At 66.6% G+C, this 26,512-nt stretch carries 28 protein-coding genes; 13 read left to right on the plus strand and 15 right to left on the minus strand.

The genetic code is table 11. The features are described 5' to 3' along the window. Positions 1-55 precede the first annotated feature (55 nt). On the minus strand, positions 56-493 hold the full coding sequence (locus CLU88_RS16395; RefSeq protein ID WP_099658951.1) for a MarR family winged helix-turn-helix transcriptional regulator: 438 nt from the start codon (positions 491-493) through the stop codon (positions 56-58). A 91-nt stretch (positions 494-584) separates the two neighbouring features. Between CLU88_RS16395 and CLU88_RS16400 the strand changes: the two genes are divergently transcribed. Next, a complete protein-coding gene (locus tag CLU88_RS16400) occupies positions 585-1,391 on the plus strand; it encodes a siderophore-interacting protein (protein WP_099657502.1) in 807 nt (268 codons plus the stop codon). Between the two features lie 22 nt (positions 1,392-1,413). Here the strand turns inward: CLU88_RS16400 and CLU88_RS16405 are convergent, their stop codons facing one another. After that, complete coding sequence (locus CLU88_RS16405; protein ID WP_099657503.1) at positions 1,414-2,304, minus strand: LysR family transcriptional regulator ArgP; 891 nt, start codon at positions 2,302-2,304, stop codon at positions 1,414-1,416. 77 nt (positions 2,305-2,381) lie between these two features. Here CLU88_RS16405 and CLU88_RS16410 point away from each other — a divergent pair, with 77 nt between their 5' ends. The 4 genes from CLU88_RS16410 (at position 2,382) to CLU88_RS16420 (ending at position 5,955) form a co-directional block, all read left to right on the plus strand. Beyond that, positions 2,382-2,990: a LysE/ArgO family amino acid transporter gene (locus CLU88_RS16410; protein ID WP_099657504.1), complete on the plus strand. Its 609-nt coding sequence runs from the start codon at positions 2,382-2,384 to the stop codon at positions 2,988-2,990. Positions 2,991-3,064: 74 nt separating this feature from the next. Continuing rightward, the gene (locus CLU88_RS16415) at positions 3,065-4,645 is read left to right on the plus strand and encodes an ABC transporter substrate-binding protein (protein WP_099657505.1); all 1,581 of its coding nucleotides are present in this window, start codon (positions 3,065-3,067) and stop codon (positions 4,643-4,645) included. Positions 4,646-4,731: 86 nt separating this feature from the next. After that, positions 4,732-4,995 carry a hypothetical protein gene (locus CLU88_RS23010; RefSeq protein ID WP_158235617.1) on the plus strand — a complete coding sequence of 88 codons (264 nt, stop codon included), beginning with the start codon at positions 4,732-4,734 and terminating at the stop codon, positions 4,993-4,995. A gap of 3 nt (positions 4,996-4,998) precedes the next feature. Continuing rightward, the gene (locus CLU88_RS16420) at positions 4,999-5,955 is read left to right on the plus strand and encodes an IS110 family transposase (protein WP_099657506.1); all 957 of its coding nucleotides are present in this window, start codon (positions 4,999-5,001) and stop codon (positions 5,953-5,955) included. A gap of 117 nt (positions 5,956-6,072) precedes the next feature. On the opposite strand, the gene CLU88_RS16425 is transcribed toward CLU88_RS16420, so the two are convergent. The 3 genes from CLU88_RS16425 to hpaI form a co-directional block, all read right to left on the minus strand. Continuing rightward, positions 6,073-6,687: a glutathione S-transferase family protein gene (locus tag CLU88_RS16425; RefSeq protein ID WP_099657507.1), complete on the minus strand. Its 615-nt coding sequence runs from the start codon at positions 6,685-6,687 to the stop codon at positions 6,073-6,075. Positions 6,688-6,761: 74 nt separating this feature from the next. Then, on the minus strand, positions 6,762-7,739 hold the full coding sequence (locus CLU88_RS16430; RefSeq protein WP_099657508.1) for a 2-dehydropantoate 2-reductase: 978 nt from the start codon (positions 7,737-7,739) through the stop codon (positions 6,762-6,764). Positions 7,740-7,786: 47 nt separating this feature from the next. Then, positions 7,787-8,617, minus strand: coding sequence for a 4-hydroxy-2-oxoheptanedioate aldolase (gene hpaI / locus CLU88_RS16435; RefSeq protein ID WP_099658952.1), 831 nt, complete (start codon positions 8,615-8,617; stop codon positions 7,787-7,789). 112 nt (positions 8,618-8,729) lie between these two features. On the opposite strand from hpaI, the gene radA reads away from it, so the two are divergent. The 5 genes from radA to CLU88_RS16460 all read left to right on the plus strand — a co-directional run bounded on the left by radA (position 8,730) and on the right by CLU88_RS16460 (position 13,029). Then, positions 8,730-10,112 (plus strand): DNA repair protein RadA, encoded by a 1,383-nt coding sequence (gene radA / locus CLU88_RS16440; RefSeq protein WP_099657509.1) that lies wholly within the window; start codon positions 8,730-8,732, stop codon positions 10,110-10,112. 113 nt (positions 10,113-10,225) lie between these two features. Further along, a complete protein-coding gene (locus CLU88_RS16445) occupies positions 10,226-10,639 on the plus strand; it encodes a glycerate kinase (RefSeq protein WP_099658953.1) in 414 nt (137 codons plus the stop codon). Positions 10,640-10,737: 98 nt separating this feature from the next. Next, positions 10,738-11,688: a branched-chain amino acid transaminase gene (locus tag CLU88_RS16450; protein ID WP_099657510.1), complete on the plus strand. Its 951-nt coding sequence runs from the start codon at positions 10,738-10,740 to the stop codon at positions 11,686-11,688. A gap of 2 nt (positions 11,689-11,690) precedes the next feature. Continuing rightward, positions 11,691-11,897: a zinc-finger domain-containing protein gene (locus CLU88_RS16455; RefSeq protein ID WP_099657511.1), complete on the plus strand. Its 207-nt coding sequence runs from the start codon at positions 11,691-11,693 to the stop codon at positions 11,895-11,897. Positions 11,898-11,931: 34 nt separating this feature from the next. Further along, complete coding sequence (locus CLU88_RS16460) at positions 11,932-13,029, plus strand: glycosyltransferase (RefSeq protein ID WP_099657512.1); 1,098 nt, start codon at positions 11,932-11,934, stop codon at positions 13,027-13,029. Between the two features lie 9 nt (positions 13,030-13,038). Here the strand turns inward: CLU88_RS16460 and CLU88_RS16465 are convergent, their stop codons facing one another. Both CLU88_RS16465 and CLU88_RS16470 read right to left on the minus strand, forming a co-directional pair. Continuing rightward, the gene (locus tag CLU88_RS16465; protein WP_099658954.1) at positions 13,039-13,779 is read right to left on the minus strand and encodes a glycosyltransferase family 25 protein; all 741 of its coding nucleotides are present in this window, start codon (positions 13,777-13,779) and stop codon (positions 13,039-13,041) included. 8 nt (positions 13,780-13,787) lie between these two features. Continuing rightward, the gene (locus CLU88_RS16470; protein ID WP_099657513.1) at positions 13,788-14,477 is read right to left on the minus strand and encodes a hypothetical protein; all 690 of its coding nucleotides are present in this window, start codon (positions 14,475-14,477) and stop codon (positions 13,788-13,790) included. Positions 14,478-14,632: 155 nt separating this feature from the next. On the opposite strand from CLU88_RS16470, the gene CLU88_RS16475 reads away from it, so the two are divergent. Continuing rightward, positions 14,633-15,862 (plus strand): O-antigen ligase, encoded by a 1,230-nt coding sequence (locus CLU88_RS16475; protein WP_158235618.1) that lies wholly within the window; start codon positions 14,633-14,635, stop codon positions 15,860-15,862. 8 nt (positions 15,863-15,870) lie between these two features. Here the strand turns inward: CLU88_RS16475 and CLU88_RS16480 are convergent, their stop codons facing one another. The 3 genes from CLU88_RS16480 to CLU88_RS16490 form a co-directional block, all read right to left on the minus strand. Next, positions 15,871-16,848, minus strand: a complete 978-nt coding sequence (locus tag CLU88_RS16480; protein WP_099657515.1) for a hypothetical protein — start codon at positions 16,846-16,848, stop codon at positions 15,871-15,873. A 92-nt stretch (positions 16,849-16,940) separates the two neighbouring features. After that, positions 16,941-18,014 (minus strand): nitronate monooxygenase family protein, encoded by a 1,074-nt coding sequence (locus CLU88_RS16485; RefSeq protein WP_099658955.1) that lies wholly within the window; start codon positions 18,012-18,014, stop codon positions 16,941-16,943. Between the two features lie 16 nt (positions 18,015-18,030). Further along, the gene (locus CLU88_RS16490) at positions 18,031-18,957 is read right to left on the minus strand and encodes a LysR family transcriptional regulator (RefSeq protein ID WP_099657516.1); all 927 of its coding nucleotides are present in this window, start codon (positions 18,955-18,957) and stop codon (positions 18,031-18,033) included. Between the two features lie 112 nt (positions 18,958-19,069). On the opposite strand from CLU88_RS16490, the gene CLU88_RS16495 reads away from it, so the two are divergent. After that, positions 19,070-20,326: a YbfB/YjiJ family MFS transporter gene (locus CLU88_RS16495; protein ID WP_099658956.1), complete on the plus strand. Its 1,257-nt coding sequence runs from the start codon at positions 19,070-19,072 to the stop codon at positions 20,324-20,326. Positions 20,327-20,331: 5 nt separating this feature from the next. On the opposite strand, the gene CLU88_RS16500 is transcribed toward CLU88_RS16495, so the two are convergent. From CLU88_RS16500 to CLU88_RS16510, 3 genes are all read right to left on the minus strand, one after another. Next, positions 20,332-21,645, minus strand: a complete 1,314-nt coding sequence (locus tag CLU88_RS16500) for an ATP-binding protein (RefSeq protein ID WP_099657517.1) — start codon at positions 21,643-21,645, stop codon at positions 20,332-20,334. Positions 21,646-21,653: 8 nt separating this feature from the next. Continuing rightward, entirely contained in the window at positions 21,654-22,373 is a 720-nt protein-coding gene (locus CLU88_RS16505) for a response regulator transcription factor (RefSeq protein ID WP_099657518.1), read from the minus strand. 167 nt (positions 22,374-22,540) lie between these two features. Continuing rightward, positions 22,541-23,914, minus strand: coding sequence for an AmpG family muropeptide MFS transporter (locus tag CLU88_RS16510; RefSeq protein ID WP_099657519.1), 1,374 nt, complete (start codon positions 23,912-23,914; stop codon positions 22,541-22,543). Positions 23,915-23,947: 33 nt separating this feature from the next. On the opposite strand from CLU88_RS16510, the gene CLU88_RS16515 reads away from it, so the two are divergent. Further along, positions 23,948-24,811 (plus strand): M48 family metallopeptidase, encoded by an 864-nt coding sequence (locus CLU88_RS16515; protein ID WP_099657520.1) that lies wholly within the window; start codon positions 23,948-23,950, stop codon positions 24,809-24,811. 5 nt (positions 24,812-24,816) lie between these two features. Here the strand turns inward: CLU88_RS16515 and CLU88_RS16520 are convergent, their stop codons facing one another. Continuing rightward, on the minus strand, positions 24,817-25,893 hold the full coding sequence (locus CLU88_RS16520; RefSeq protein WP_099657521.1) for a GGDEF domain-containing protein: 1,077 nt from the start codon (positions 25,891-25,893) through the stop codon (positions 24,817-24,819). Between the two features lie 289 nt (positions 25,894-26,182). Continuing rightward, positions 26,183-26,479: a DUF2218 domain-containing protein gene (locus tag CLU88_RS16525; protein ID WP_099658957.1), complete on the minus strand. Its 297-nt coding sequence runs from the start codon at positions 26,477-26,479 to the stop codon at positions 26,183-26,185. Positions 26,480-26,512 lie beyond the last annotated feature (33 nt).

A 26,512-nucleotide genomic window follows, 5' to 3' on the forward strand; every position in this document is an offset into this window, starting at 1 on the left:
CCCATGAGGCGGCTGGTTGAGGGCCCATTGATCTTGGTTTAGAACATCGCGCGGCTCACGCTCGCCCCAACTGCCCCCGCAACTGCTCCAGCAGGTCCAGCAACTGGGCTTGCGATGCGGCGGGCACGTGCTGGAGCAGGTCGGCGGCCAGGGTGCTGCGGGCCTGGCGCACGGCGTTGAACAGGGCCTGGCCCTGGGGGCTCAGGTGCAGGCAGCGGCTGCGTTTGTCGTGCTCGTGCGGGGCGCATTGCAGCCAGCCTTTGTCCAGCAGCAGGGCCACCAGGCGGGCGATCTGGGCCTTGTCGGCGCTGGCGTGTTGCACCAGTTCTTTTTGCGTGGCACCGGGGTGGCGGCCCACGAACATGAGGGCGCGCACCTCGTTGTGCGTCAGCTCGGGGTGGATGGCGGCCACCCCCTCCATCATGCGGGCGCGGTACACATGCACCAGGTCGTGCATGGCTTCAAAAATCTGGGCGGGGCGGTTCGTGGACATGGCTTTGTTGTTGACAAAGTCAACCAAATGCATGATATTTGGTTGACTTAATCAACAATTTTAAATCGTGACCCAGCATTCTGATCCCTCTGTGACTTCTTCCACCCCGGCCACCGCCAATGTGGCCGACCCATTGGCCGTGCAGCGTGTGCGCCACGCCCTCAAGGGGCGGCATGTGCAGGTGGTGCGCCGCACGCAAATCAGCCCCGGCTTTGTGCGGCTGACGCTGGCAGGCCCCGACATGGCCGACTTTGCGAGCGCCGGGTTTGACGACCATGTGAAGCTCATCCTGCCCGTGCCGGGGCAAGAGCGCGCCAGCCTGCCCGAGTTGGTGGATGGGCGGCCCCAGTTCACCGGGCCGCGCCCGGTGCTGCGCGACTACACCCCAGCCCACTTTGATGCGGCGCAGTGCACGCTCGATATCGAGGTGGCTTTGCACGATGCCGGGCCTGCATCGGACTGGGCGGCCGCTGTGCAGGTGGGCCAGTGGGCGGGCATTGCGGGGCCGCGTGGCAGCCTGGTGATTCCGGTGGGGTTTGACTGGCACTGGCTGCTGGGCGATGAAACCGCGCTGCCCGCCATGGCCCGCCGCCTGGCCGAGCTGCCTGCCACCACCCGCGCCGTGGTGCGCGTGCAGCTGCGCAACCCGCAAGACCAGCGCACGCTGGCATCGGCGGCGCAGCTGGACGTGGCCTGGGTGGATTCGCTGACCGAGGCTGCGCAGGCGCTGGCGGTGCCCGCAGGCCCTGGCTATATCTGGGCGGCGGGCGAGCACAGTGAGATGGCCACGCTGCGTGGCGTGCTGGCTGCCAAGCCGGGTGTGGACGCCAAGCGCATGCGCATCGCTGCGTATTGGAAGCGCGGCGAGGCCGACCACCACGAGAACCTGACGGCCTGAAGCGGCAGGGAGGCTGAACCTATCAGCGTGCAGGCAGCGCACTGCGCGCCTGGGCCTGCACGGCGGCGGTCATGTGCGCCAGGGCTTGTACGTTCAGCCGCCAGTATTGCCAGTACAGCGCCACGTCCACGGGCTTGCCCGGAATCAGCTCGACCAGCGTGCCCGCGCGCAGGTGGCTCTCCACCATGGGGTCTGGCGTCATGCCCCAGCCCAGACCGGCCTCGGTTGCTTTGACGAAGGCATGCGCCTCGGGCAGCCAGTGCACGGGCGGTGTGAGGGCGCGGCGGGTGATGCGGCGCACAAAGCGCTCTTGCAATGCGTCTTTGCGATTGAACACCAGCATGGGCGCCAGCGCCAGGGTGGCGGCCGTCACGCCCGTTGCAAAGTGCCGCCGCATGAAGGCCGGGCTGGCCAGCGCGCGGTAACGCAGGGTGCCCAGGGGCAGCACCTTGCAGCCCTGCACGGGCTGGGGGTCGGCCGTCACGGCGGCCATCACGCGGCCTTCGCGCAGCAGGTTGGCCGAGTGGTCCTGGTCTTCCACATGGATGTCGAAGGTGATGGGCTGGCCCTCGGCCGCCTGCGCCATCGCGGCCGGGAACCAGGTGGCCAGCGAGTCGGCATTGACGCCGATGGCCAGGCGCGTGGCGCTGCGCTGGCCGCCGCCAATGGTGGCCAGCGCGTCGGCCTCGCTCAAGGCCACCTCGCGGGCGTGGCGGTACAGGGCCTGCCCTGCATCGGTGGGGGTGCAGGGCGTGGCGCGGCGCACCAGCACCTGGCCCACGCGCTCTTCCAGCAGTTTGATGCGCTGCGACACCGCCGAGCGCGTGACATGCAGCACGGCGGCCGCGCGCTCAAAGCTGCCCTCGTCGATGACCGTAGCAAAGGCGTTGAGCTGGGCGGAGTCGAGTTGCATAGGTGGTTAGCTATTCTGACGGATCGTTAAAAAGTATAGCTGGCGTGACTGGTGTGGAATGCCGAAAATCCAACGCCATGACCACCACTGCTTTTGTCCACGGCTTCAGTTCCACCGCCATGCTGATCATGGCCATTGGCGCGCAAAACGCGTTTGTGCTGCGCCAGGGCTTGCGCCGCGAGCATGTGCTGCCCGTGGTGGTGCTGTGCGCTTTGTCCGACGCGGTGCTGCTGCAGGCTGGGGTGTGGGGCATGGGCGGTGTGCTGCTGGCGCGGCCCGAGTGGGGGCAATGGATGCGCTGGGCGGGTGCGGCCTTCTTGCTCGCGTACGCGGTGCAGGCAGGTGCACGGGCGCTGCGGCCAGGCCAGTTGCTGGTGGCAGCGGGCGGGCCGGGCAACCCGCTGCGCAGCACGGTGCTCACGCTGCTGGCATTGACCTGGCTCAACCCCCATGTGTACCTGGACACCGTGGTGTTGCTGGGCACCATGGCAAGCCCTTACCCCATGTGGGGGCGGGCCGCCTTTGCCACAGGGGGGGCGTTGGCGAGTGCCCTGTGGTTCACCGCCATTGGCTTTGGCGCCCGCTGGCTGGCCCCGCTGTTTGCCTCGCCCCAGGCGTGGCGGGTGCTCGATGGGGTCACCGCGGCTTGCATGATGGCGCTGGCATTTGCGATGGCTCTAAGCTAAGAACGATAAGTTCGTTACATCGCGCAGCGGTTTGGTTCATAGTGGGGGAATTGACTGATCTGGAGTGATTCCCCATGCGTTTCAAAACCCTTTTGCTGGCGGCTGCCGTGGCCACGGCCTTGCCCCTGGCGGCGCAGGCCGCTACTTTCCGTTGGTCTCGCTCGGTAGATATTTCCACCTGGGACATCCACACCCAGAACGTGGGTGTGAACAACACCATGCACGGCGCGGTGTACGACACGCTGGTCGAATACAACAGCAAGACCTTCAAGCCAGAGCCGTCGCTCGCCACCGAGTGGAAGCTCATCAAGCCCACCCAACTGCGCCTGACGCTGCGCAAGGGCGTCAAGTTCAGCGATGGCAGCGAGTTCACGGCCGACGATGCCAAGTTCTCGCTGGAGCGGGCCAAGGCCAAAAGCTCCAACTTCGCTGTCTACACCCAGGGCATTGACCGCGTGGAAAAGGTCGATGCCTACACCATCGACATCCACTCCGACCTGCCCAACCCGGTGCTGGTGAACCAGCTCACCGAGCTGCGCATCATGAGCAAGGCCTGGGCCGAAAAGAACAAGTCGGTCGAGCCCAAGGACATCAAGACCAAGGACGAAAACTTTGCCCACCGCAACGCGCTGGGCACCGGCCCTTACCAACTCAAGCAGTGGGCACCCGACCAGCGCGTGGTGCTGGAGCCCAACCCCAATTGGTGGGGCAAGGGCAAGTACCCCACCAACCTGACCGAGATCGTCTACACCCCCATCAAGGCCGACGCCACGCGCACGGCGGCGTTGCTGTCGGGTGAGGTGGATTTTGTGATCGACCCCAGCCTGCAAGACCTCTCGCGCATCAAGCAGACGCCCAATTTGCAGGTGCTGGAAGGGCCTGAGTACCGCACCATCTTCCTGGGCCTGGACCAGTTTCGTGACGAGCTGCCTGGCTCGGACGTGAAGGGCAAGAACCCGCTCAAGGACCTGCGCGTGCGCAAGGCGCTGTACCAGGCGATCGACATCCAGTCCATCCAGCGCGTGGTGCTGCGCGGCCTGGCGCAGCCCACGGGCACGCTGATTGCCAACCAGGTCAATGGCTGGAGCAAGAAAGCCGATGTGCGCTACCCCTACGACGCCAAGGCCGCACAAAAGCTGCTGGCCGATGCGGGCTACCCCAACGGGTTTGAAGTGGACTTTGCCTGTAGCGCAGGCCGCTACATCAACGACGAACAGCTGTGCCAGGCCATCACCTCGCAGTGGGCCAAGGTGGGCGTGAAGGCCAAGCTGCGCTCGCTGCCGTTTGCCACCTATTTCCCGATGATCCAGCGCAACGAAGCCAGCATCTACCTGCTGGGCTGGGGCGTGCCCACTTTCGATGCGTTCTACAGCCTGCAGTCGCTGGTGCGCACGACGGGTGCGGGCGGCGATGGCAACTTCAACCTGGGCCGTTTCTCTGATCCGCAAATCGACGCCCTGGTCGAGCGCGTGAAGAAGGAAACCGATGCCACCACGCGCAACCAGCTGATCGAGCAAGCGCTGATCAAGGAGCATGAGCTGGTCTCGCACATCCCGCTGTACAACCAGGTAATCCCTTGGGCTGCCACGAAGAAGGTGGACATCATTCACCGCGCCGACAACCGCATTGACTGGCGCTATTTGAAGGTGAATTGATGGGTGAGGGGCCTGGGCGACCGGGCCGCCTTTGGGTCTGCTGCCCTGTCCCACCATCGCCCGTTCGGGCTGAGCCTGCCCTAGCCATGCGCCTCGCTTCGACAGGCTTGTATGGTTTAGCTCCCATCAACCAACCAGTAAGAAAGGGCGAGGAGCCGGGATGCAGGGACATCGACAGGCATCGGCAGTTGCTTCAGATCCAACTGACCGACCTACTGAGTCATTACCCCATCCCTGCGCCGAGCGTCGATAAGGAACCTGACGAGGGCAAGCTGCGCTTGGCAGCACCGATCGTCAATTCTTGCAAGCTCACGCCGACAGCAGGACACATCCCGGCGCTCGTATTTTGAGCGATGAACCCTCAACAAGCTACTGAGTTTGTCGGCGTGGATGTCGCCAGCGCCCATCTGGACGTGGCCGTGCAGGGCCAAGCCAGCGTGCGCCGTTTTGCCAATACACCCCAGGGCATTGCCCTGCTGCTGCGCACGTTGCGCCCTGCAAGCGTACTGGCGCTGGAGTCCACCGGCCGCTACCACGTGCCGCTTGCGCTGGCAGCGCACGCCGCAGGCCTGCATGTCTATGTCCTCAATCCCCTGGATGCACGCCGCTACGCCCAGTCCGTTGGCCAGCGCGGTAAGACCGATCGGATGGATGCGCTCGTGCTGGCCCGCTATATCTGCCACGAACATGCGCAACTGCGCCAATGGCAGCCACCCACCGCTTGCCAAGCCGTGTTGCGCGAGCTCTTGGCCCACCGGGCAACTCTGGTGCGCCAGCGCAGTGCATTGGCGCAGGCGGGCAACCACAGCAAAGACCTGGCGCGCCTGGACGAGCCGGTGCTGGCAGCTCTGCAGCAAGCCATCGAACATATCGACGAGCAACTCGCCAGCACCGTTCAGGCCGATCCCGCAAGCCAAGAAACGTTCAAATGCATCACGTCTGTGCCCGGCCTAGGCCTGGTCTGTGGGTCGCTGCTGGTAATGCTGTTTGGGCGTTTGCAAACACGCAGTGCGGATGCTGTGATCGCATTCACCGGGCTTGACCCGCGCCCCAATGACTCTGGCAAGAAGACGGGGCAAAGGCGCTTGTCCAAGAGGGGCTGGCCGGAGACAAGGCGTTTGATGTACGCAGCGGCCATGTCGGCGGCGCGCACAAAGACCTGGAACGGGTTTTACTGTGCTCAGCGTGACAAAGGCTTGAGCACGACCGCTGCACTTGTCGTGCTTGCCCGTAAGCTCTTGCGTGTGGCTTTCTCACTGTTCAAGCAGCAAGCTCTGTTCGATCCCGCGCTGGTCGCTGGCAGAGCTTGACGGGAACCATAGAACCTCAGCGTGAACGGTGGGTAGGTAGGAGCAGACCCCAACCAAGAAAAAAGCCCCGGGGCTGCCCAAGCACCGGGGCTTTTTTTGTGCCGATGGACGGATGCTTTAAGCCAGTGCGCGCTGCACGGCGGGGCGCTGCAACACGCGCTGTGTGTGGGCGTGCACCTTGGGGAATTGGGCAATGTCCACCCCATCGCTTTGCAGCCAGGTGCCGATGGTGAACAGATAGCCGTCGGCCACGGTGTACTGCTCGCCCATCACCCACGGGCCATCGCCCAGATAGTGGGTTTCGATGAGGTTGAAGCAGTCGATCATGTTCTGCGCCACCTTGCGCTGCATCGCGGCCTGGGCCTCGGGCTCGTCGGCCCAGCGGCTGGCGCGGGGGCGGTGGGCGTGGGCGATGTGCACGGTGGATGCGAGGTAGCTGTGGAACTCTTGCAGGCGCGCAAAGCCGTAGGCATCGGTGGGCGCCAGCTGCGCTTCGGGAAAGCTCTGCGCCACATAGGCCAGCAGCGCGGGCGTTTCGGTCAAGGTGCCTTGGGGCGTGACCAGGGCAGGCACGCGGCCTTTGGGGTTGATGGCGAGGTACTCGGGCGTGCGCTGCTGGCCCGCGGCAAAGTCCACGCGCACCAGTTGGTGCGGGGCTTGGGCTTCTTCCAGCGCAATGCGCACTGCTTGTGCGCAGGTGCCAGGGGTGTAATAGAGCGTGAGTGTGGTCATGGTTTGCTATTGAGTTGATAGCTGCTGGCGCTTTATGGAAAAGCGCTAGAGGCTATTTTTGGTTTAAAAATCAGTCAATACAGGCCGCGTGTGCGCGCCATCAGCCGCACCAGGCCCAGCAGGGCGTCGGTGTGGGGCGTGGGGGTGCCGGTGATCTGCCCCAGCTCGCGCACGGCGCCCACCAGGGCGTCGATCTCCATGGGCTTGTTCGCCTCCACGTCCTGCAGCATCGAGGTCTTGAACGCGCCCAGCTTGCGGGTGACGGCGTGGCGGTCTTCGGGTTGCTGGTCAATCGGCAGGCCCAGCTTGTCGCCAATGGCCTTGGCTTCGAGCATCACGGCGCTGACAAAGCCGCGCACCAGGTCGTCGTCCAGGATGCGGTCGGTGGTGGCGCCGGTGAGGGCGCTGATGGGGTTCATGGTCAGGTTGCCCCACAGCTTGAACCAGATGTCTTTCTGGATGCAGCCTGAGGCTTCCGCGTCGATGCCGCCGCGCTGCAGCATGGCCACCAGGGCCTGCAGGCGGGCGCTCTGGCTGCCATCGGGCTCGCCCACGATCAGGCGGTTGCCAAAGTGCTGCCTGACGAAACCCGGGGCTTCCAGCGAGCAGCTGGTGTGCACCACGCTGCCCACCACGTTGCGCGCGGGAATGGCGCTGGCGATCACGCCGCCAGCGTCCACAGACTGGAGCGCGTGCCCTTCGGCGGCGCCCCCAAACCCGTCCAGAAACCACCAGGGCACGCCGTTCATGGCGGTGAGCACGATGGTTTCCGGCCCGATCAGCGGGGCGATGGCGCGCGCCACATCGGGCAGGCCGGGCGCCTTGACGGCCAGCACGACCAGGTCTTGCACGCCCAGCGCGGCGGGGTCGGCGTGGGCGGTCACGGCCGTTTGCGCCACCGATCCATCAGGGCGCCGCAGGCGCAAGCCCTCGGCCTGCAAAGCCGCCAGCGTGGCGCCGCGGGCCACCAGGCTGAGCTGGCAGCCCGCCTGCGCCAGTGCCATGCCCATCCAGCCGCCAATGGCGCCGGCGCCGTAAATACATGCTTTCATGGTGATAGAGCCTTTGTCTTGCGTTGTGTTTTGAATGCGTGGCGGTATCAATAGCCCGCTGGGCGGGCAACCGGGGTGGTGGTTGCTGTGCGAAAGCGTGCCAGCAAATCCTGGGCGGCGCTGGCCAGCAGCATGGTGTCGACCCCCACGGCCACAAACAGCGCGCCAGCGGCCAGCCACTGGCGCGCCTGCGCTTCGGTGGTGGCCAGAATGCCCGGTGCCTTGCCCGCGCGCAGGATCCGCGTGATGCCGTCGTGGATGGCGGCCTGCACGTCAGGGTGCCCCGGGTTGCCAGGGTGGCCCATGGAGGCAGACAGGTCGGCCGGGCCGATGAAGACGCCGTCCACACCGGGTGTCGCCGCGATGGCATCGAGGTAGCCCATGGCCTGCACCGTCTCGGCCTGTACCAGCAGGCAGACCTGCTGGTTGGCCTCGTGCACATACTGAGGGTAGGCCTGCCAGCGCGATGAGCGGGCCAGGGCGCTGCCCATGCCGCGCACGCCTTCGGGCGCATAGCGCGTGGCGCGCACCAGCTCCTGGGCCTGCTCGGGGGTGTCCACCATGGGCACCAGCAGCGTCTGTGCGCCCAGGTCCAGGTACTGCTTGATGAGTGCGGTGTCGCCCACGGGCACGCGGGCGATGGGGTGGGGCGCTTGTGCGCCGGGTGGCAGGGCGCTGGCCGCGCTGGCAATGGCCTGCAGCTGGTGCAGGATGCTGCGCACATCGTTGGGCGCGTGTTCGCCGTCCACCAGCAGCCAGTCGTAGCCGGTGCCCGCGAGGATTTCTGCGCTGTAGGCGTCGGCCAACCCGAGCCACAGGCCGATCTGCGCCTGGCCTTGGGCCATGGCCTGTTTGAAACGGTTGATGGGTGTCTGCAATGTCAACTCCATGCGGTGCCAAGCCCGCCATCGTACGGGCTGTGGCGGTTGCGTGCAGGCGCGGCCGCTATAGTCGGCTGCCCCCGCTTGGGGCTCCTTACCGATACCTTCCATGGCCAAAGACAAAACCACCTTCACCTGCTCCGAATGCGGCGGCACCAGCCCGCGCTGGCTGGGCAAATGCCCGTCCTGCGGCGCCTGGAACACGCTGGTGGAAACCGTGGCAGAGGCGGGCGCTGGCAAAAACCGCCTGAGCACGCCGCAAGGCTATGCCGGTCTGGCCAACGCGCAGGCTGTGACGCCACTGGCCGCCATCGAGGCCCAGGACGTGGCGCGCACCCCCAGCGGCATCGATGAGCTGGACCGTGTGCTGGGCGGCGGCATTGTGGAAGGCGGCGTGGTGCTCATTGGGGGCGATCCGGGCATTGGCAAATCAACCCTGCTGCTGCAGGCCATGGACGCGCTGCAGCGCGCAGGCCTGCCCACCCTGTATGTGACGGGTGAGGAAAGCGGCGCCCAGGTGGCGCTGCGCTCGCGGCGCCTGGGCATTGAGGGCAGCCAGGTGCAGCTGCTGGCCGAGATCCAGCTCGAAAAAATTCTGGCGACGGTCGAGGCCACGCAACCGTCCGTGGTCGTCATCGACTCCATCCAGACGACCTATTCCGACCAGCTCACCAGCGCTCCGGGCTCGGTCGCCCAGGTGCGCGAATGCGCGGCGCACCTCACGCGCATGGCCAAAGGCACGGGCATCGCCGTGATTTTGGTGGGCCATGTGACCAAGGAAGGCGCGCTGGCCGGGCCGCGTGTGCTGGAGCACATGGTGGACACGGTGCTGTACTTCGAGGGCGACACGCACAGCCAGTTCCGCCTGGTGCGCGCCATCAAGAACCGCTTTGGTGCTGTGAACGAGATCGGCGTGTTCGCCATGACCGAAAAGGGCCTCAAGGGCGTGAGCAACCCGAGCGCCATCTTTTTGAGCCAGCACAGCGATCCCGTACCGGGCAGCTGCGTGATGGTGACGCTGGAAGGCACGCGCCCCATGCTGGTCGAGATCCAGGCGCTGGTGGACAGCGGCGGGCCCAGCCCGCGCCGCCTGTCGGTGGGCCTGGACAAGGACCGCCTGGCCATGCTGCTGGCCGTGCTGCACCGCCACGCGGGCGTGGCCTGCATGGACCAGGATGTGTTTGTGAACGCGGTGGGCGGCGTGCGCATCAGCGAGCCTGCAGCCGACCTCGCGGTCATGCTGTCCATCACGAGCAGCCTGCGGGGTAAGGCGCTGCCCCGGGGCTTTTTGGCCTTTGGTGAAGTGGGGCTGGCCGGTGAAGTGCGCCCCGCCCCGCGTGGGCAAGAGCGCTTGAAGGAGGCCGCCAAGCTGGGCTTCAGCGTGGCCGTGGTGCCCAAGGCCAACGCGCCCAAGAAGCCCATCGAGGGTCTCACCATCCACGCCGTAGAGCGGGTGGAAGAGGCCATGAACGTGGTGCGTGGCCTGGTCTGATTGGGGTGAGTGCGAACGGCGGGGCAACCGCGACCAGGGAGCGACATGGTCGCGGCGCCCTGTACGCACTCTCCGCAGCAGGGGCATGGCCTGGGCATACGACAATGGCGCCCATGAATTTGCGCAATATTTTTGTCCCCATCGGGGTGATCGGATTGGTGCTGGTGGGTTATGCCTCTGCAGGCTGGCCCGGTGTGGCGGCTGTGGCGGGCGGCTTGGTCATGTGGGCGCTGCTGCATTTCACCCGGTTGATGAATGTGATGCGCAAGGCCGCCAAGCGCCCTATTGGGTATGTGGGCAGTGCGGTCATGCTCAATGCCCGGCTCAAGTCCGGCGTGAACCTGATGCACGTGATGGCCATGACCCAGTCGCTGGGCGAGCGCCTCTCGCCCGCGGACACCGATCCGGAGATCTACCGCTGGACCGACGGCACGCAGTCGCATGTGACCTGTGAATTTGCCAAGGGCCGCCTGCAAAAGTGGACGCTGGAGCGGCCGCAAGCGCAGGAACCCACCGCCGCTGAATAAGGCCCTGGCCGGGGTGGGCTGGTTTTGCGTGCGCGGCCCCTGCTGCCGCCCGTAAAATCAGGGGCTTGCTCAACCACAGCAACCCACAAAGGACACCCATGAGCCCCGTAGTTCCCTCGATGGCCGACCGTGACGGCAAAATCTGGATGGACGGCCAAATGGTCGATTGGCGCGACGCCAAGATCCATGTGCTGACCCACACCCTGCACTACGGTTGCGGCGCCTTTGAAGGCGTGCGCGCCTACAACACCGTCAATGGCCCGGCGATCTTCCGCCTGCAGGAGCACACCGAGCGTCTGTTCAACAGCGCCAAGATCCTGCGCATGAAGATCCCGTTCACCCAGGAAGAGGTGAACGAGGCGCAAAAAGCGGTCATCCGCGAAAACAAGCTCGAATCCGGCTACATCCGCCCCCTGACCTGGATTGGCGACAAAAAGCTGGGCGTCAGCCCCAAGGGCAACACCATCCACCTGATGGTGGCCGCCTGGGCCTGGGGCGCATACCTGGGCGAAGAGGGCATGAAGCGCGGCATCCGCGTCAAGACCAGCAGCTACACGCGCCACCACGTCAACATCACCATGACGCAGGCCAAGGCGGTGAGCAACTACACCAACTCCATCCTGGCCAACATGGAAGCCACCGATGAGGGCTACGACGAAGCGCTGCTGCTCGACAGCTCGGGCTTCGTGTCCGAAGGCGCGGGCGAGAACATCTTCGTGGTCAAGAACGGCGTGATCTACACGCCCGACCTGTCGGCCGGTGCCCTGAACGGCATCACCCGCAACACCGTCTTTCATATCGCCAAGGACCTGGGCCTGGAGATCGTGCAAAAGCGCATCACGCGCGACGAGGTGTACATCGCCGATGAAGCCTTCTTCACCGGCACGGCGGCCGAAGTCACGCCCATCCGCGAGCTGGACCGCATTGAGCTGGGCAAGGGCAGCTACGTGGGCAGCCGTGGCCCCATCACCGAAAAAATCCAAACTGCGTTCTTTGACATCGTCAACGGCCGCAACCCCCAATACGCCCACTGGCTCACCAAGGTTTGATCATGTCGCAAGCAGTTATTGAAGTTCTGGCCAAGGATCTGAACGCCCAAGGCGGCGTGTTCTGCCCCAACCCCAAGGCCGACATGAAGCTCTGGAACAGCCACCCCAAGGTGTACCTGGACGTGGCCCACCACGGCGAGGGCAAGTGCCCCTATTGCGGCACGGTGTATCGCCTGAAGGCGGGCGAAGTCGTTCGCGCAGGGCACTGAGCTTGCAGCGGCGCAGCCGGCTGCCGGGGGCGCCATGCGGGTGATGCATTTCGTCACCGGCGGGTTCTCTGGCGCCACCCAGGTGGCGGTAGACCTGTGCTTGGCCGCCCGCAGTGCGGGGCAGGACGTGGTGCTGGTGCTGCGCCGCAAACGCCGCACCACGCTGCCGGACAAGGTGGACGCCTTGCGTGCCCAGGGCCTGGACGTGCGCGTGGTGCCCGGCTGGACCCATTTCGCCACGGTGTGGGCCCTGCGCGCGCTGGCGCAGCAGTGGCGCCCTGACATCCTGGTTGCCCATGGCTACAGCGAACACCTTTGGGGGCGCTACGCAGGCCTGTGGGCCAAGGTGCCCCGCCTGGTGCATGTGGAGCACAACTCCCGCGAGCGCTACACGCGCTGGCGCTTGAAGCAGGCGCTGTGGTTGGCCGAGCGCACGGCGGCCACGGTGGGCGTGTCCGAAGGCGTGCGCGAGCAACTGGTGGCGCGCGGCTTTCCGGCAGAGCGCTGTGTGGCCATTCCCAACGGCATTGACCTGGATCGGTTCCCCGAGTCGGCCCTGGTGCCCTTTGCCGAGCGCGCGCCCGGCATCGTGATGGCGGCCCGCTTTGCCCGCCAGAAGGACCATGCCACCCTGATTGAAGCTGCGGCCTTGCTCAAGGCCCAGGGCGTGACTGCCCCGGTGTACCTGGCCGGCGGCGGCAAGGCAGGCATTCAAAAGCGCATGCGCGCCTTGGCGGCGCAGCGTGGTGTGGCCGAACAGGTGCACTTTTTGGGCTCGGTGGCCGACCTGCCCCAGCGCCTGATGCAACACCAGATTTTTGTGCTTGCCACCCACTACGAGGGAATGCCCCTGGCCCTGGTCGAAGGCATGGCCGCAGGCTGCGCCTGTGTGGCCTCGGATGTGGTGGGGGTGCGTGGCGTGATGCAGTCCGGCCGCACCGGCCTGCTGGTGCCTGAGGGCGATGCCCCCGCCTTGGCGCAGGCGCTGGCGGGTTTGCTGGCCGACCCGGCCCGCGCAGCCCGCCTGGGCGAAGCGGCACGGGCGCAGGCCGTGCAGGAGTACAGCCTGGCAAAGATGCACACCCGCTACCAGCAACTGCTGGAGCGCGTGCATGCGCTTGGGACTCCCTGAGGCAGGACCTCAGAGCTTGGGCAGACGACGGCGGTGCCAGGCATTGCCCACGGTCAGTGCCAGCTTCATCGTGAACTTGCGCCAGCGCTGGCCGGGGGTGAGGGTGTCGCGGGTGTCCCAGATGCTGCTGACCTCGCTGGTGTCGTCCAGGGCAATGGCCGAGGGCGAAACACCCAGGATGCGCAGCTGATCGCATTCCCACCAAAAGCGCAGGTCCACATCGATCGGCCTGCCAAAGGGTTGGCGGTGGGCCAGCAGCTTGGCGGCCCCGGCGCGGCTGACCACATAGCCTGCCGTCATGCTGGGCACGCGGCTGTAGTCCACCAGCGTAGTGCCTGGCACCAAGGGTCGTTCGGATCGCACCTTCTCGCGGTCGCGGCCCAGCAGTTTCACCATGTCCCAGGGCTCCGGCAGGGCAGCGATGGCGTTCACTACTTCGGCAAACTGGGGCGTCAGGCGCACGTCGTCCTCCAGCACCACCAGCGCGGGCGCGTCGCTGGCCAGCAGTTGTTGCCAGGCGCCGATGTGGCTGGCGTAGCAGCCCTTTTCGCCATTGCGCAGGGGCTTGTAGTACTGGCGTGCATTCAAGGCGTCGCTGTACCAGCGGCTGGTTTTTTCGGGGGGCACGTCGGCCCACCACACCGCAGGAAAGCGCTCGCTGGGCATGTCGATGGACTGCAATGCGGCCAGCAGCCGCGTGCGGCGCTCGGCGTCGCGGTCCAGGTTGATGAAGACGATGGGCAGGCTCATGGGTGCGCTCAGCCCAGCAGGCGGCGCCACCAGCGGCGTTTCTTTTTCACCGGGGTGCCTTGTTGCAGGGCAATGGCCGCTTCCAGGTAGCGGGCAAATTGCAATGGGCGCTGTGCGATGGCGTCGTCGGCCACGGCCACCAGCAGTTGCTCGTACGCGGGCTCGCGCGACTCGAACAGGTGAAAGAAGTCGTTGTCGCCGTAGAAGGTGCCAATGCCAAACACCCCTTCGTTGCCCAGTGCAAACTTGGAAATCAGTGTGGAGGTGGGCTTGTGCAGCACCAGCGGCACGCCCTGTTCGCGCGCCAGGGCCGACAGGCCTTCGGCCGCGTCAAAGGCCGACGATGATTTGAGGTCGGGGCTCCCCAGCCGCTCCCACACGCTTTTGCGAAACGCCATGAACATGGGGCCTGCATAGGTCTCGGTGGTTTTCTTGTGGTTGGAAAACTGCGACAGGCCAAAGATGGCGCCTTGCTCTGCGTGGGCCACGGCCAGGTCGTAGGCCGAGCGCTTGAGCGGGAAGGCGTCAATGTCGCAAAAGATGACGATGTCGTCGGATGCCATGCGCTCCACCACGCTGTTCATCCAGGTGCCATGGGGGATGCGGTGCGCAGATTCCTGCTGCAGCGGAACGTCCAGGGCGGCAAAAACTTCACGCTGCTTTTGCAGGATGACACTGGGGATGTTGTCCCAGTGCATGGTGTGAACGATAGGTTGGGGCATGGGCGCGAAGCACGCAGGCGCAGGGGCTGCCGCCGTGCAATGGATAATGTGAGGCTCTAATTATCGCGGCCTGGGCACCAGTGATGTGCTGGCCTGGTGTCAATGTTGTTGCCGTTGTGGCGACAAGGTCTATGCAGTATCCCCACGTTTTCCTGCGCTCGGCGGCTGTTTTCAGCGCCATCGCAGCCTTCTTTTCCATCCCGTGGACGCTTGCGGGGGCCAACATCTCGCTGCTGTGCCTGGTGCTTGCCTGGTTGCTGGCGGGCGACTGGCGCCAGCGTTGGGATGCTGCCCGCGGCAATGCCGTCTCCCTCCCATTGCTGGCCCTGTACGCCATCATTTTGCTGGGGGCTGTGTACACCACCGCCCCCTGGCGCGTGGTGCTGGACCACTGGCTCAAGTACGACAAGCTGCTGCTCATGGTCATCGCCATCTCGCTGCTGGCGCAGGATGAGAAAACCCGCGAGCGCTGCTGGACGGCTTTCACTGTCGCCGCCCTGTTCACGTTGGCGAGCAGTTACCTCAGCATCTGGTGGCGGCTGCCCTGGTCACGCGCCCAGACGCTGGGCTGGGGCGGCGACCATTCTGTGTTCAAGGACTACATCACCCAAAGCGTGCTGATGGCTCTGCTGATGCTGCGCGGCCTGTACTTGGCGCTGCGCGCCAACGTGGCTTGGCAGCGGGGGGCCTGGCTGGCCGTGGCAGCGCTGGCCTTTGTGTGCAACACCCAGCTGCTCTACGGGCGCACGGGCTATGTGGCCACGGCGGTGGCCGTGCTGGCCTTTGTCTTGGCGCTGGTGCCGGTGCGCCGGTGGTGGATGGCCCTGGCACTGGTCGCCGTGCTGCTGGCGGGCGCCGTGCTGCTGTCACCCACCATTGTTCCGCGTGTGGCACTGGGCCTGAAAGAGCTGGGCGAGGTGCCAGAGACCACGACCTCCATCGGGCCGCGCCTGTATTTCCTGCACTATGGGCTGGATCTGTTCTGGCAAAAGCCCTGGTTGGGCTGGGGCACGGGTGCCTACCACGGCGAGTTTTGCCGCATTGCCACCACGCCTGAGTGGTGCGCGGCGGGCTCGTTCCATCCGCACAACCAGTTCTTGTTTTTCATGATCGAGCACGGGATTCCGGGGCTGCTGGCCTTTGCGGCCGTGTTTGCTGCCGCCCTGTGGCAAGCCGCACGCATGGAGCGGCTGGACCGCGCCGTGGCTTTTGCCTTCGTGGGGGTGGCCTGCGTGGGCAGCCTCACGCACAGCGGCATCTGGCTGGCCAACGAAGGGCTGGCCTACAGCTTTGGCCTGGTGCTGGTGCTGACGGCGCCGCTGCGGCCGTGCGCCAAGGCGCAGGCTGGTGTGCCGGCCTGATTGGCCCGTCAGGCCCGCGCTGGGGCTGTGATGTGGTCGAACTGCTGCACCCAGTGTGCAAAGTCGTACGGCTGCAAGGCCCCAGGGGGCAGCGGCGGCATGGGGGCTTGCAAGAACGCAGGGAGGGCCTGGGGGTCATCCTGCCCCAGGATGAAAAAGCGCGCGGGGTTGTAAAACGGCAGCGTGCGCACGCATGGGTTGTTGGTGATGAGCTTTTTGTCAAAGAACAGCGCCTCCAGGCAGCGCACCGTCAGCCCGCTCTGGTTGGCCTGGGTGATCTCCAGCAGGCAGCGGGCGCGGTTGATGCTGTCGATGTTGCTGGGGTAGTCGATGCTGTGCGCCAGCACTTCCAGGCCGGGCACCGGAGCGTAGGTTTGGCCCGGCTCGGGCACCATGCGCAGGCAGGTGCGCAGGCCCAGGCTGTGCCATTGCTCGGCCAGCGTGCGCAGGGTCTCGAAACGGTGCTTGTCCTGCCCCAGAAAGTAGATGTCAAACGCCTCGGGCAGGGGTTGGCGCAAACCCTCGACAGACCGGTACACCTGCTGCGTGAGCGTGAGGCCGTAGCGCTGCGCATCGCCCGGGTCGAACGTGAAGATGTGAAACCCCAGCCCTTTGAGCTGCTGGATGTGCAACTGCCGCACCCGGTGGTTTTGTTGGTAGTCGATGACCGGGTTCCAGGTGAACACCGCGATGCGCCGGGTGCGCAGGTACTTGCGCAGAATGCGCAGGTCCTTGATGTTCTCGATCCCGAAGATCAGCACCGGCGCTTGCTCAGGAATGGCCTGCAGCGCCTGCAGGTAAGCCTCAGGAAATGGGCGAAACCCCGGCAGCCGAAACGGGCACCACGCGTCCAGCGCCTTCAGCAGTGAATAGGCCACGCCCTTGATGCGCTTGGGGTGCGTCAGCACACCGGCCCGTTGCGCGGGGGGCAGGCTGTCGAGCAAAAACTCCGTCAGCGTGAAAGGGTTGGCGATGATGTGGGGCATGGGCAATCGGGGTTCGGGCCGATTGTAGGCAGGGGCACGCAGGCTGCGGCCTTGCGCCCCGTGCGCCTTCGGTCTTTCTCTCGGCAGCGTGCTCAGTGCGCGGTGGCTGCGCTGAGCTGCCTGCAAGCCGCCCGCCATTCGTCGGCCAGTGTTGCCACCAGCTGGGCTGCAGGCTGGGGCCGCACCGCTGCCACCCCCTGGCCAGCCCACAGCGACAAATGGCTGGAGCGGCCCTGGGCGGCTGCGGCGCGGCGCAGGGCGCCGGTCAGCGCGTTTTGCACGGGGTAGGCCGGCACATTCGCCTCGTCGGCCGCCATGGCTTGCATCATGGGGTTGACGATGCCCCGCGCGGGGCGGCCTGAGAAGATGCGGGTCAGCCGCGTGTCGGTGTCCTTGGCCTGCACCAGGGCCTGGCGGTAGGCGGGGCTGATGCTGGACTCGGGGCAGGTCAAAAAGGCCGTGCCCATCTGCACTGCTTGCGCGCCCAGGGCCTGGGCGGCGGCAATGCCGCGCCCGTCCATGATGCCGCCCGCTGCAATCACCGGGATGTCCAGCGCATCCACGCACTGGGGCACCAGCGCCAGGGTGCCCACCAGGCTCGACTGAAAATCGCCCAAAAACGTGCCCCGGTGGCCCCCGGCTTCCATGCCGCTGGCGCACACCGCATCGGCCCCCACGGCCGCCCAGGCCTGGGCCTCGGCCACCGTGGTGGCGGTGCCCACCACCAGGCTGCCTACCGCTTGCAGGCGCGCCACTTGCGCGGCGGTCAGGATGCCAAAGGTGAAGCTGGCCACCGCCGGGCGCAGCGCCACCAGGGCGTCCAGCTGGGCACCAAAGTCTTCGCACCACTGCGCGGGCACCTCGGGCGTGAGGCCCAGCTCGGCATACAACGGCGCCAGGCGCTGCAGCGCGGCCTGCACCGTGGCCGCATCGGGGGCGGGGGTGGCTTGCACAAAGAGGTTCATGCCAAAGGGCCGGTCCGTCAGCTGCCGTACGGCGGCCGCAGCCTCGGCCATGGCGGTAGGCGAGCGCATGCCGCAGCCCAGCATGCCCAGCCCGCCCGCAGCCGATACGGCGGCGGCCAGCGCGGGGCTGTCAGCTCCCGTCATGGGGCCCTGGACGATGGGCAGGGTGATGGGCAGGCGCTGCAAAAGTGAATAGCTCATGGGTGCGGGCTCCATTTCAGGTCGAGGAAATCCAGGTGGGCACGGCGGGGCCGTGGCCCTGCCGCAGGCTGAACAAGGTGTCCAGCAGGGCATCGAGCGCGGGCGACTGGTAGCCGCGCCGGCGCACCAGCACGGTGTCGCAGTGCTGCAGCGGCACCAGGCGCAGTGCGGGGGGATCACGCATCAGGTCCCACACGGCCTGGGGCACTACGCCCGCGCAGCGGCCTGCGGCCACGCAGGCCAGGATGGCGTGGTACGACGCCAGCTCGAGCACCTTGGGGGGCTTGCCTGTGCCTATGGATTGGGCCGTGCCAGGGGCCTGCTGCATCCAGGCCTCGCCCAGGTGGCGGTAGGTGCAGCCGGTGCCGAAGGCTGCCAGCGTGTGCAGCTGCAGATCGGCTGGGCTGTGCACCGGTGGGTGGTCGGCGGGCAGGGCCAGCAGCAAAGACTCCTGGTACACCGTGGTGCGTTCCAGCGGGGCATCGGGCGCTAACCCCTGCAAAGGCCAGGCCACCAGGGCGGCGTCCAGGGTGTGGGCCAGCACCTGCTCTGCCAGGGGGGCAGAGGCGCCGGTGGTCAGCTCCAGCTCCACCTCGGGCCACTGCGCATGCAGCCGTGCCAGGGGCTGCGGCAGGCGTGCGGCGGCGGTGCTTTCCATGGCGCCCAGGCGCAGGCGCCCGCTGGGGTGGGTGGGGTGCACCGCCTGGCGGGCCTCTTCGGCCAGCGCCAGCAGGCGGTCGGCATAGCCGCGCAGTGACTCACCCGCGGGCGTCAGCAGCATGCGCCGCCCTTCGCGCAAAAACAGCGGAGCGCCCAGTTGCTCCTCCAGTTGCTGAACGCGCGTGGTCACGTTGGACTGCACGCGGCCCAGCCGCTCGGCCGCCCGGGTCACGCTGCCTTCGGCGGCGACGGCGCGAAAGATTTCCAGTGCAGCAAGGTCCATGAATATTCTCTTTGTGAGATGATTTATAAAAAATAAATCTCAATTCAGAATAATACGCCAGGTGGCCGCCACTGCTCAGCAGGCGCTCTCTGGTGGCCTGGAACCTGCCCTCATGTCCTCTTCTGCCTCGGCCTCTTCGTCTGCCCCCGTCGCCCTGTTTGACCGCCCCTACGCCGTGGCCCTGGCGGGCATGGCAGCGCTGGCGGCGGCCATGGGCATTGGCCGCTTTGCCTTTACCCCGCTGCTGCCCATGATGCTGCGCGACGGGGTCGTGTCGCTGGCCGGTGGCAGCTGGTTGGCCACGGCCAACTATGTGGGCTACCTGCTAGGGGCGCTGGCCTGCATGGCCTTCCCGTGGGTGGCGCCGCGTGCGCGCCAGCGCTGGCATGCGGCGCGGCTGGCGCGCTGGGGGTTGCTGGCCACGGTGGTGTTGACGCTGGGCATGGCCTTGCCATGGCCCTGGGCCTGGCCCGCACTGCGCTTTGCCGCAGGGGTGGCCAGCGCCCTGGTGTTTTTGAACGTCTCGGCCTGGTGCATGTTGCGCCTGGTGGCGCTGGGGCAGCCCGCGCTCGGGGGCTTTATTTTTTGTGGGCCGGGGCTGGGCATTGCGCTCACAGGCTTGTCGGCCAGCGCCATGGTGGCCTGGCACTGGCCCGCAGCGGCGGGCTGGGCTGTGTTTGGCTTGCTGTGCGTGGGCTTGTCCGCCTTGGTGTGGCCGGTGCTGCAGGGCTTGCCCCAGCCCAGCGCGGCCAGCACGCAGGCCCCTTTGGCTGCGCCCGCCGGGCTGGGGGGGGCAGCCCGCAGCCTGCTCACGCTGGCCTACGGGTTGGCGGGGCTGGGGTACATCGTCACGGCCACGTTTTTGCCGGTGATTGCGCGCGCTGCCTTACCTGCGGGTTCGCCTTGGCCTGATTTTTTCTGGCCGCTGTTTGGCGCGGGTGTCGCCATGGGCGCGGCGCTATCGACACGCACTCCCGCGCGGTGGGACCGCCGCTGGCTGCTTCTGGGGGCCTATTTGATGCAGGCAGCCGCCATTGCCTTGACCCTGGTGTGGCCCGGCGCCGCAGGGTTTGCGCTAGGCAGTTGGCTGCTGGGGCTGCCCTTCACGGCCATCACCTTTTATGCCCTGCAAGAGGCACGTCGGGTGTGGCCTGCGGCGGGGGACAGCTTTACGGGCCTGCTGACGGCTGCCTATGGCTTGGGGCAGATTGCAGGCCCACCCATGGTGGCGTGGCTGCTGCACGGCGCCGCTACGCAGGGGCAAGGGTTTGCGCAGGGGCTGGGGGCCGCTGCCGGGGCACTGGTGCTGGGGGCCGTGCTGTATGCCGCCATGGTGTGGCGCTGGCCCTTGAAGCCCCCTGGCCTTTGAACTCACTATGGCGTGTGAGGCCCGGCAACGGGCTGCGCCAGCGGCAGCCGCAGCACAAAGCAGGCACCGCCGCCTGCGTGGTCTTCGCAGTGCACGGTGCCGTTGTGGCGCCCGGCAATCGACCGCACCAGTGCCAGCCCCAGGCCCACGCCGCCTGAGCGTTCGCTGGCGCCGGGCAAGCGGTAAAACGGCTCGAAGATGCGTTCGCGCTGCGCAGGTGGCACACCGGGGCCCTGGTCGCACACGCGCACTTCGGCCATGCCGCCGGCGCGTTGCACCACCACGGTGATCTCGCCCGTGCTGTAGCGGCGGGCGTTCTCCAGCAGGTTGCGGATGGCGCGGCGCAGCAGCTTGGAGATGCCGTGCGCCTCCAGCCCCTCGGGCACGGCGCTCACGTCCAGGTCGGCGTCCACGCGGGCGCATTCCTCGGCGGCCAGGCCGATCAGATCCACCTCTTCCACGGTGCCCACATCGGCCTCGCGGGCGTCCAGGCGGCTGGCCAGCAGGATTTCATCCACCAGCTGGTCCAGCTCGGCAATGTTGCGCAAGATTTCGGCGCGGAAGGCGGGCGATGGCTGGTCGCCGCCCATCAGCTCCAGCCCCATGCGGATGCGGGTGAGGGGCGATCGCAGCTCGTGCGAGGCATTGGCCAGCAGCGACTTGTGCGACTTGACCAGGGTCTCGACCCGTGCGGCCGCCGCATTGAACTGACGGGCCAGGTCGGCCACCTCGTCTTGCCCGGTCTCGGGCACGCGCACTGACAGGTCGCCTTCGCCAAACTTTTTCACGCTGCGCTGCAAGGCCTCCAGCCGCAGGGTCAGGCGGCGAATGACGGGGTACACGCCCAGCGCGGCCGCCAGGCCCATGATGGCCAGCATCCAGACGAAGCCAAACGGGGGGCGCAGCCAGAAGGCGCGGTCAGCCCCTCCGGGTGGGCCGCCCGGTGGGCCGGGGGGGCCCACGGCACGCCGCCGCTCGCCGCCGCGTTCATCGGCGCGCTCGCCTCGCCGGTCTTCACGCGGGGGCTTGGGCCCCAGCTCCAGGGTGAACTTCTCGCCGTTGTCCGTTTCAATGCGGAAGTCGATGCCTTCACCCGGCGGGCCGGGCTCGCGCACCGCATAGCCGCGCATCACGGTCTGCCCGTCGGCGCTGCGCAGCAGCAATTCCCGTCCATGCGGTGCGGGCTGCGCCATGTTGCCTTCTTCCACCGCCACCCGCCAGGCCCAGCCCACGGCCAGCGTCAGCACGGCCATGCCGGCCACCACGGCCAGCCAGATGCGCAGGGACAGGCGCTGGGCGAAGGGGTTAGAGAGCTTCACGGCGGGGCTCAGTCCTGCTGCTTGGCAAACACATAGCCCACGCCGCGCACGGTGAGGATGCGGCGGGGGTTCTTGGCGTCTTGCTCGATGGCGGCTCGGATGCGGCCCATGTGCACGTCAATGGAGCGGTCAAACGCATCCAGCTCGCGGCCACGCACGGCTTCCATGATCTGGTCGCGCGTCAGCACGCGGCCCGCGCGTTCGGCCAGGGCCACCAGCAGGTCGAACTGGTACGAGGTCAGATCGGCCACCTGCCCACCCACGGTGACGGTGCGCGAGTCGCGGTCGATCTCCAGCGAGCCAAAGCGCAGCGCCTGCGTGGCGGCTGCGGCGCCGCCATCGGTGCGGCGGCGCAAGATGGCACGGATGCGCGCCAGCAGCTCGCGGGGCTCAAACGGCTTGGGCAGGTAGTCGTCGGCGCCCAGCTCCAGGCCGATGATGCGGTCCATCGGGTCGCCCTTGGCGGTGAGCATCAGCACCGGCACCTGTGCGGCAGAGCCCTGCAGCGAGCGGATGCGGCGGCAGACCTCCAGCCCGTCCATGTCGGGCAGCATCAGGTCCAGGATGACCAGGTCGGGCAGGGGGCCTGCCTCGGGGCCCTGCAGCTGGGCCAGGCCGCTTTTGCCATCGGCCCGGTGCGTCACATGCAGGCCCGACTGGCCCAGGTACTCACCCACCATCTCTGCGAGGCGGGTGTCGTCTTCGATCATCAGCAGTTGCGAGCTCATGGATTCAGTGTAGTTGTGGTCTGCGGCACGCGCCCAGGCGCGCCAGCTCGCTCTATCGTGCCCCGCAGGCGTGCAGTGCGCTTGTCGCTTGTGTAAAGCTGCCGTAAATGCCGGTGGCGGTCTGGCAAATATTTGCTATATAAATAATAGCACCTAGCGCTTTTGTATCAAGCGCTAGGTGCTGTTTTGATGCTGGATGCCAGCCACACCAGCAGCAGCACCGGCAACCCCAGCAGCGCGGTAGAGGTGAAGAACTGCGCGTAGCCATAGGCATTGACAAAGTCGCCCGAGAAACCCGCCAGAAACTTGGGCAACAGCAGCATCATGGAGCTGAACAGCGCGTACTGCGTGGCCGAGTAGCTCACGTTGGTCAGGCTGGAGAGGTAGGCGATGAACGCGGCCGAGGCCACGCCGCCTGCCAGGTTGTCGGCCGAGACCACGGCAATCAGCGCCGTCACGTCATGCCCATGCCCGGCCAGCCAGGCAAACAACAAATTGCTGCCCGCGCTGAGAATGGCCCCCAGCATCAGGATGCGCATCACCCCAAAGCGCATGGACAGCGCCCCACCCACAAAGGCGCCCAGCAGCGTCATCACCACGCCGTAGATCTTGGTGACGGTGGCAACTTCGGCCTTGGTGTAGCCCATGTCCACGTAAAACGGGTTGGCCATGATGCCCATGACCACGTCGCTGATGCGGTAGATGGCGATGAGCGCCAGGATGAGCGCCGCATGCCAGCCATAGCGGCGCAAGAAGTCGGCAAATGGCTCCACCACCGCGCCTTGCAGCCACACGGCCAGGTTTTTGGCGGGGGGCAGTTGCACGCGGGCGGGCTCGCTGGAGAACAGCACCGTCACCATGCCCACCACCATCGACACCGCCATCACCAGGTAGGCCATCATCCAGGCGTGGTTCTGGTAGCTGGCGGCCTGGCCCAGTGCGGGCAGCACTTCCGAGCGGTCGGCAATCCACAGCACCCCGGCGCCCGCCCAGATCATGGCCAGCCGGTAGCCCGTCTGGTACGACGCGGCCAGCGCCGCCTGGTGGTTGGCGTCGGCCGATTCGATGCGAAAGGCATCGAGCGCAATGTCCTGCGTGGCCGAGCCAAAGGCCACGGCCAGCGCGCACCACACGATGGGGCCCAGCGCATCGCGCGGGTCGCACACGGCCATGCCCACCAGGCCGCCAACGACCAGGCACTGCGACAGCAGCAACCAACTGCGCCGCCGCCCCAGCCAGCGGGTCAGCAGCGGAATCGGCAGCCGGTCTACCAGCGGCGCCCACACCCACTTGAAGCCATAGGCTAGGCCCACCCAGCTCAGGTAGCCAATGGTGCTGCGGTCAATGCCCGCCTCGCGCAGCCGAAAGCTCAGCGTGCCCAACACCAGTAATAGCGGCAGCCCAGCAGAAAACCCCAGCGTCAGCATGCGCAGGCTGGCGGGCTCCAGGTACACGCGCAGGGTTTGCAGCCAGCTGGGGCGTGGTGGGGCGGGTTGTGCGGATGGGGCGGTGCTGGAAGCTGGAGGGGTGGCGTCTGACATGGGTGGGTGCGGGTTTTTGTCTATTATTCCTGCATGTGCTTTTTGTGCCCCACCCCCTTTGGTTCTGCCCCTGTGGCGCCGTCATCCCCCTGGTCGGCGCGCCGCGCCTTCTTGCTGGCGGCGGGCAGTGCAGTGGCCGTGCCCGCCCTGGCCCAGGTGGACGTGGGCTCAGCCTCTACCCTGCGCAAGCTGGTGCCCGCCGAAACGCTGGAGCGCTCGGCCGCGCAGCAATACCAGCAGATGCTGGAGCAGGCCCGCGCCAAGCGCGCCCTGGCGCCGCCAGAACACCCCCAACTGCAGCGCCTGCATGCCATTGCCAAGCGCCTCATCCCCTTTGCCATGCCCTGGAACGACCGCTCGCGCCAGTGGCGCTGGGAGGTGAACCTGATCGGCAGCCAGCAGATCAATGCCTTTTGCATGCCCGGCGGCAAAATTGCCTTCTACACCGGCATCCTCGACAAACTGCAGCTCAGCGACGACGAAGCCGCCATGATCATGGGCCACGAAATGGCCCATGCCCTGCGCGAACACGCCCGCGAACGGCTGGCCAAGACGCAGGCCACCAACCTGGGCGTGCGCCTGGGCGCACAGCTGCTGGGCCTGGGAGACCTGGGCAATGCTGCAGCGGGCTTGGGCGCGCAGCTGCTCACGCTCAAGTTCAGCCGCTCTGATGAAACCGATGCCGACTTGGTCGGGCTGGAGCTGGCCGCCCGCGCGGGCTACCAACCCAACGCTGCCGTGAGCCTGTGGCAAAAGATGGGCAAGGCCTCGGGCAGCCAGCAGGCGGGGCTGGCGTTCTTGTCCACCCACCCCTCGGGGCCCGACCGCATCCGCGAGCTGCAGCAAAACGTGCCCAAGGTGCAGGGGCTGTACCAGGCTGCGAACAAGCCGGGCTAAGTTCCTCAGCCCAAGTCCACGCTCACGCAGTTGCGCCCGGCGCGCTTGCTGGCATACAGTGCCTGGTCCGCGCGGGCCGTGGCCGCTTTCAGGTCCTGGGCATCCTGCACCAGCGTCACTCCAAACGACAGCGTCACGCGCAAGGACTGCTCGTCCTTGCCCATGTCCAGGCTGCTGTCCTGCACAGCCTGGCGAATGCGCTCAGCCACTTGCCTGGCAGTGGCTGCGTCGGTGTAGGGCAGCAGGGCCAGAAACTCCTCGCCGCCCCAGCGGGCGAGCAGGTCATCCTCGCGCAGGTGCTCGGCCATGGTGCGAGCCACCGCCTGCAACACTTTGTCGCCCACGGCGTGGCCGTGGGTGTCGTTCACCCGTTTGAAGTGGTCCACATCGCACAGCCACAGGGCCACAGGCGAGCCCTGCCGAGCGCACTTGTCCAGTGCCGTGCTGGCTTGCTCCTGAAAATGGCTGCGGTTAAACAAGCCCGTGAGCCCGTCCAGCGTGGCCAGTCTCAGCAACCGCCTCTCGGCAATCAGGATGGTGCGGCGATAGAAAGCGGCCAACGCCGCCGACAGTGCAAACGCGATGCAGATGTGGATCCAGTTGACAAGCTGCATGCCATTGCCAGGCAAGGGGTCCAGCGGGCCGATGTAGTCGCACAGCACCCGCAGGCCTATGTAGTAAGACAGCAGCGCCAGCACGATGGGGGCGGCATACCGCCCCGCGTTGGCAATCACGATGGCCGGGACGAACAGCAGCAGGTAGTAGTGAAAGCCGCTGTCCCAGCCAATCAGCAGCGACCCCAGGGCCGAGTGGCCGATGACCTCGGCCCAGATCAGCACCAGCCCCGGCACATTGCGCCGCCGCTGGATAAGCGCATACGCCCCCAGGTACAGCGCAATGCTGCCCAGGTTCACCAGCGCCAGCGGCACCGAGCCCAGCCACAGGAACAGGCCGATGTAGCCCAGGTCAATGCACGCTGCCGTCAGCGCCACCCGCTGCACCATGGCCCAGTAGGCCTTGCCCGCCAGGCTGGAGCCGCGCAGGGCAATGGGGCGGGGAGGCTTGTGGGACTGCGTTGGCATGGATCAGGGCGGGCAGTGGGCTGTCAGCGCCTGCGGTGCAGGCCAAAGCAATGGGGGTGAGTGGTTTACAAAGTGATACATCGTAACCACTGCGGCGCCTACCAGTCGCCCCAAACAGGCCGGGGTAAACCCGCCAGTTCTCGCCAGTGGCCTGTCTGGTGCGGCAGTAAGACCCTGGGGGATGGACGTCGGGAGCCTGTTGTCTGATATTTGCTATTGATTTTATAGCTTCTTGCGCTTTTCCAGAAAGCGCTAGAGGCGTATTTGGCTTGAAGGGTACGGCGTTTGCCTAGCCCACCCCCAGCACGGGCTGCCACAGCACTGGCACGGGGCTCTTGCGCGAGAACAGCTCTACATGCGCGTCGATGGCGAACTGCACACGGGCCAGCAGCTCGGCGTCGGCGGCGGTGCAGTCAAAGTGCAGCGCGGCGTCGTCAGCCTGCAGCACGCACAGGCCCCAGGGAAAGTGGGCCTCGCCCCGGTGGGTGTCGTAGTGCACCGTGATCTTGCGGGTGAAGTGGTAGCACAGGCGCTGCAGGTAGCGGCTGGCTTCGGGGGTGGGCACATGGCCTTGTCGTCGCAGCATGGTTCGTGGGGTGATGTGGGTGGTGACATGGGG

Source organism: Acidovorax sp. 56, assembly GCF_002749705.1.
Classification (GTDB): Bacteria; Pseudomonadota; Gammaproteobacteria; order Burkholderiales; family Burkholderiaceae_C; genus Acidovorax.

Excerpts from the sequence above, each read along its gene's own strand:
- CLU88_RS16425 (WP_099657507.1), bottom strand. The coding sequence starts at position 6,687 with ATGACCACACTCACGCTCTATTACACCCCTGGCACCTGCGCACAAGCA.
- CLU88_RS16495 (WP_099658956.1), top strand. The coding sequence starts at position 19,070 with ATGTCCTCTTCTGCCTCGGCCTCTTCGTCTGCCCCCGTCGCCCTGTTT.
- CLU88_RS16430 (WP_099657508.1), bottom strand. The coding sequence starts at position 7,739 with ATGAAAGCATGTATTTACGGCGCCGGCGCCATTGGCGGCTGGATGGGC.
- radA (WP_099657509.1), top strand. The coding sequence starts at position 8,730 with ATGGCCAAAGACAAAACCACCTTCACCTGCTCCGAATGCGGCGGCACC.
- CLU88_RS16485 (WP_099658955.1), bottom strand. The coding sequence starts at position 18,014 with ATGAGCTATTCACTTTTGCAGCGCCTGCCCATCACCCTGCCCATCGTC.
- CLU88_RS16505 (WP_099657518.1), bottom strand. The coding sequence starts at position 22,373 with ATGAGCTCGCAACTGCTGATGATCGAAGACGACACCCGCCTCGCAGAG.
- CLU88_RS16480 (WP_099657515.1), bottom strand. The coding sequence starts at position 16,848 with ATGCCCCACATCATCGCCAACCCTTTCACGCTGACGGAGTTTTTGCTC.
- CLU88_RS16475 (WP_158235618.1), top strand. The coding sequence starts at position 14,633 with ATGCAGTATCCCCACGTTTTCCTGCGCTCGGCGGCTGTTTTCAGCGCC.
- CLU88_RS16490 (WP_099657516.1), bottom strand. The coding sequence starts at position 18,957 with ATGGACCTTGCTGCACTGGAAATCTTTCGCGCCGTCGCCGCCGAAGGC.
- CLU88_RS16450 (WP_099657510.1), top strand. The coding sequence starts at position 10,738 with ATGAGCCCCGTAGTTCCCTCGATGGCCGACCGTGACGGCAAAATCTGG.
- CLU88_RS16395 (WP_099658951.1), bottom strand. The coding sequence starts at position 493 with ATGTCCACGAACCGCCCCGCCCAGATTTTTGAAGCCATGCACGACCTG.
- CLU88_RS16510 (WP_099657519.1), bottom strand. The coding sequence starts at position 23,914 with ATGTCAGACGCCACCCCTCCAGCTTCCAGCACCGCCCCATCCGCACAA.
- CLU88_RS16525 (WP_099658957.1), bottom strand. The coding sequence starts at position 26,479 with ATGCTGCGACGACAAGGCCATGTGCCCACCCCCGAAGCCAGCCGCTAC.
- CLU88_RS16520 (WP_099657521.1), bottom strand. The coding sequence starts at position 25,893 with ATGCCAACGCAGTCCCACAAGCCTCCCCGCCCCATTGCCCTGCGCGGC.
- CLU88_RS16455 (WP_099657511.1), top strand. The coding sequence starts at position 11,691 with ATGTCGCAAGCAGTTATTGAAGTTCTGGCCAAGGATCTGAACGCCCAA.
- CLU88_RS16405 (WP_099657503.1), bottom strand. The coding sequence starts at position 2,304 with ATGCAACTCGACTCCGCCCAGCTCAACGCCTTTGCTACGGTCATCGAC.
- CLU88_RS16515 (WP_099657520.1), top strand. The coding sequence starts at position 23,948 with ATGTGCTTTTTGTGCCCCACCCCCTTTGGTTCTGCCCCTGTGGCGCCG.
- CLU88_RS16465 (WP_099658954.1), bottom strand. The coding sequence starts at position 13,779 with ATGAGCCTGCCCATCGTCTTCATCAACCTGGACCGCGACGCCGAGCGC.
- CLU88_RS16415 (WP_099657505.1), top strand. The coding sequence starts at position 3,065 with ATGCGTTTCAAAACCCTTTTGCTGGCGGCTGCCGTGGCCACGGCCTTG.
- CLU88_RS16470 (WP_099657513.1), bottom strand. The coding sequence starts at position 14,477 with ATGCACTGGGACAACATCCCCAGTGTCATCCTGCAAAAGCAGCGTGAA.
- CLU88_RS16420 (WP_099657506.1), top strand. The coding sequence starts at position 4,999 with ATGAACCCTCAACAAGCTACTGAGTTTGTCGGCGTGGATGTCGCCAGC.
- CLU88_RS16460 (WP_099657512.1), top strand. The coding sequence starts at position 11,932 with ATGCGGGTGATGCATTTCGTCACCGGCGGGTTCTCTGGCGCCACCCAG.
- CLU88_RS16445 (WP_099658953.1), top strand. The coding sequence starts at position 10,226 with ATGAATTTGCGCAATATTTTTGTCCCCATCGGGGTGATCGGATTGGTG.
- CLU88_RS16410 (WP_099657504.1), top strand. The coding sequence starts at position 2,382 with ATGACCACCACTGCTTTTGTCCACGGCTTCAGTTCCACCGCCATGCTG.
- CLU88_RS23010 (WP_158235617.1), top strand. The coding sequence starts at position 4,732 with ATGCGCCTCGCTTCGACAGGCTTGTATGGTTTAGCTCCCATCAACCAA.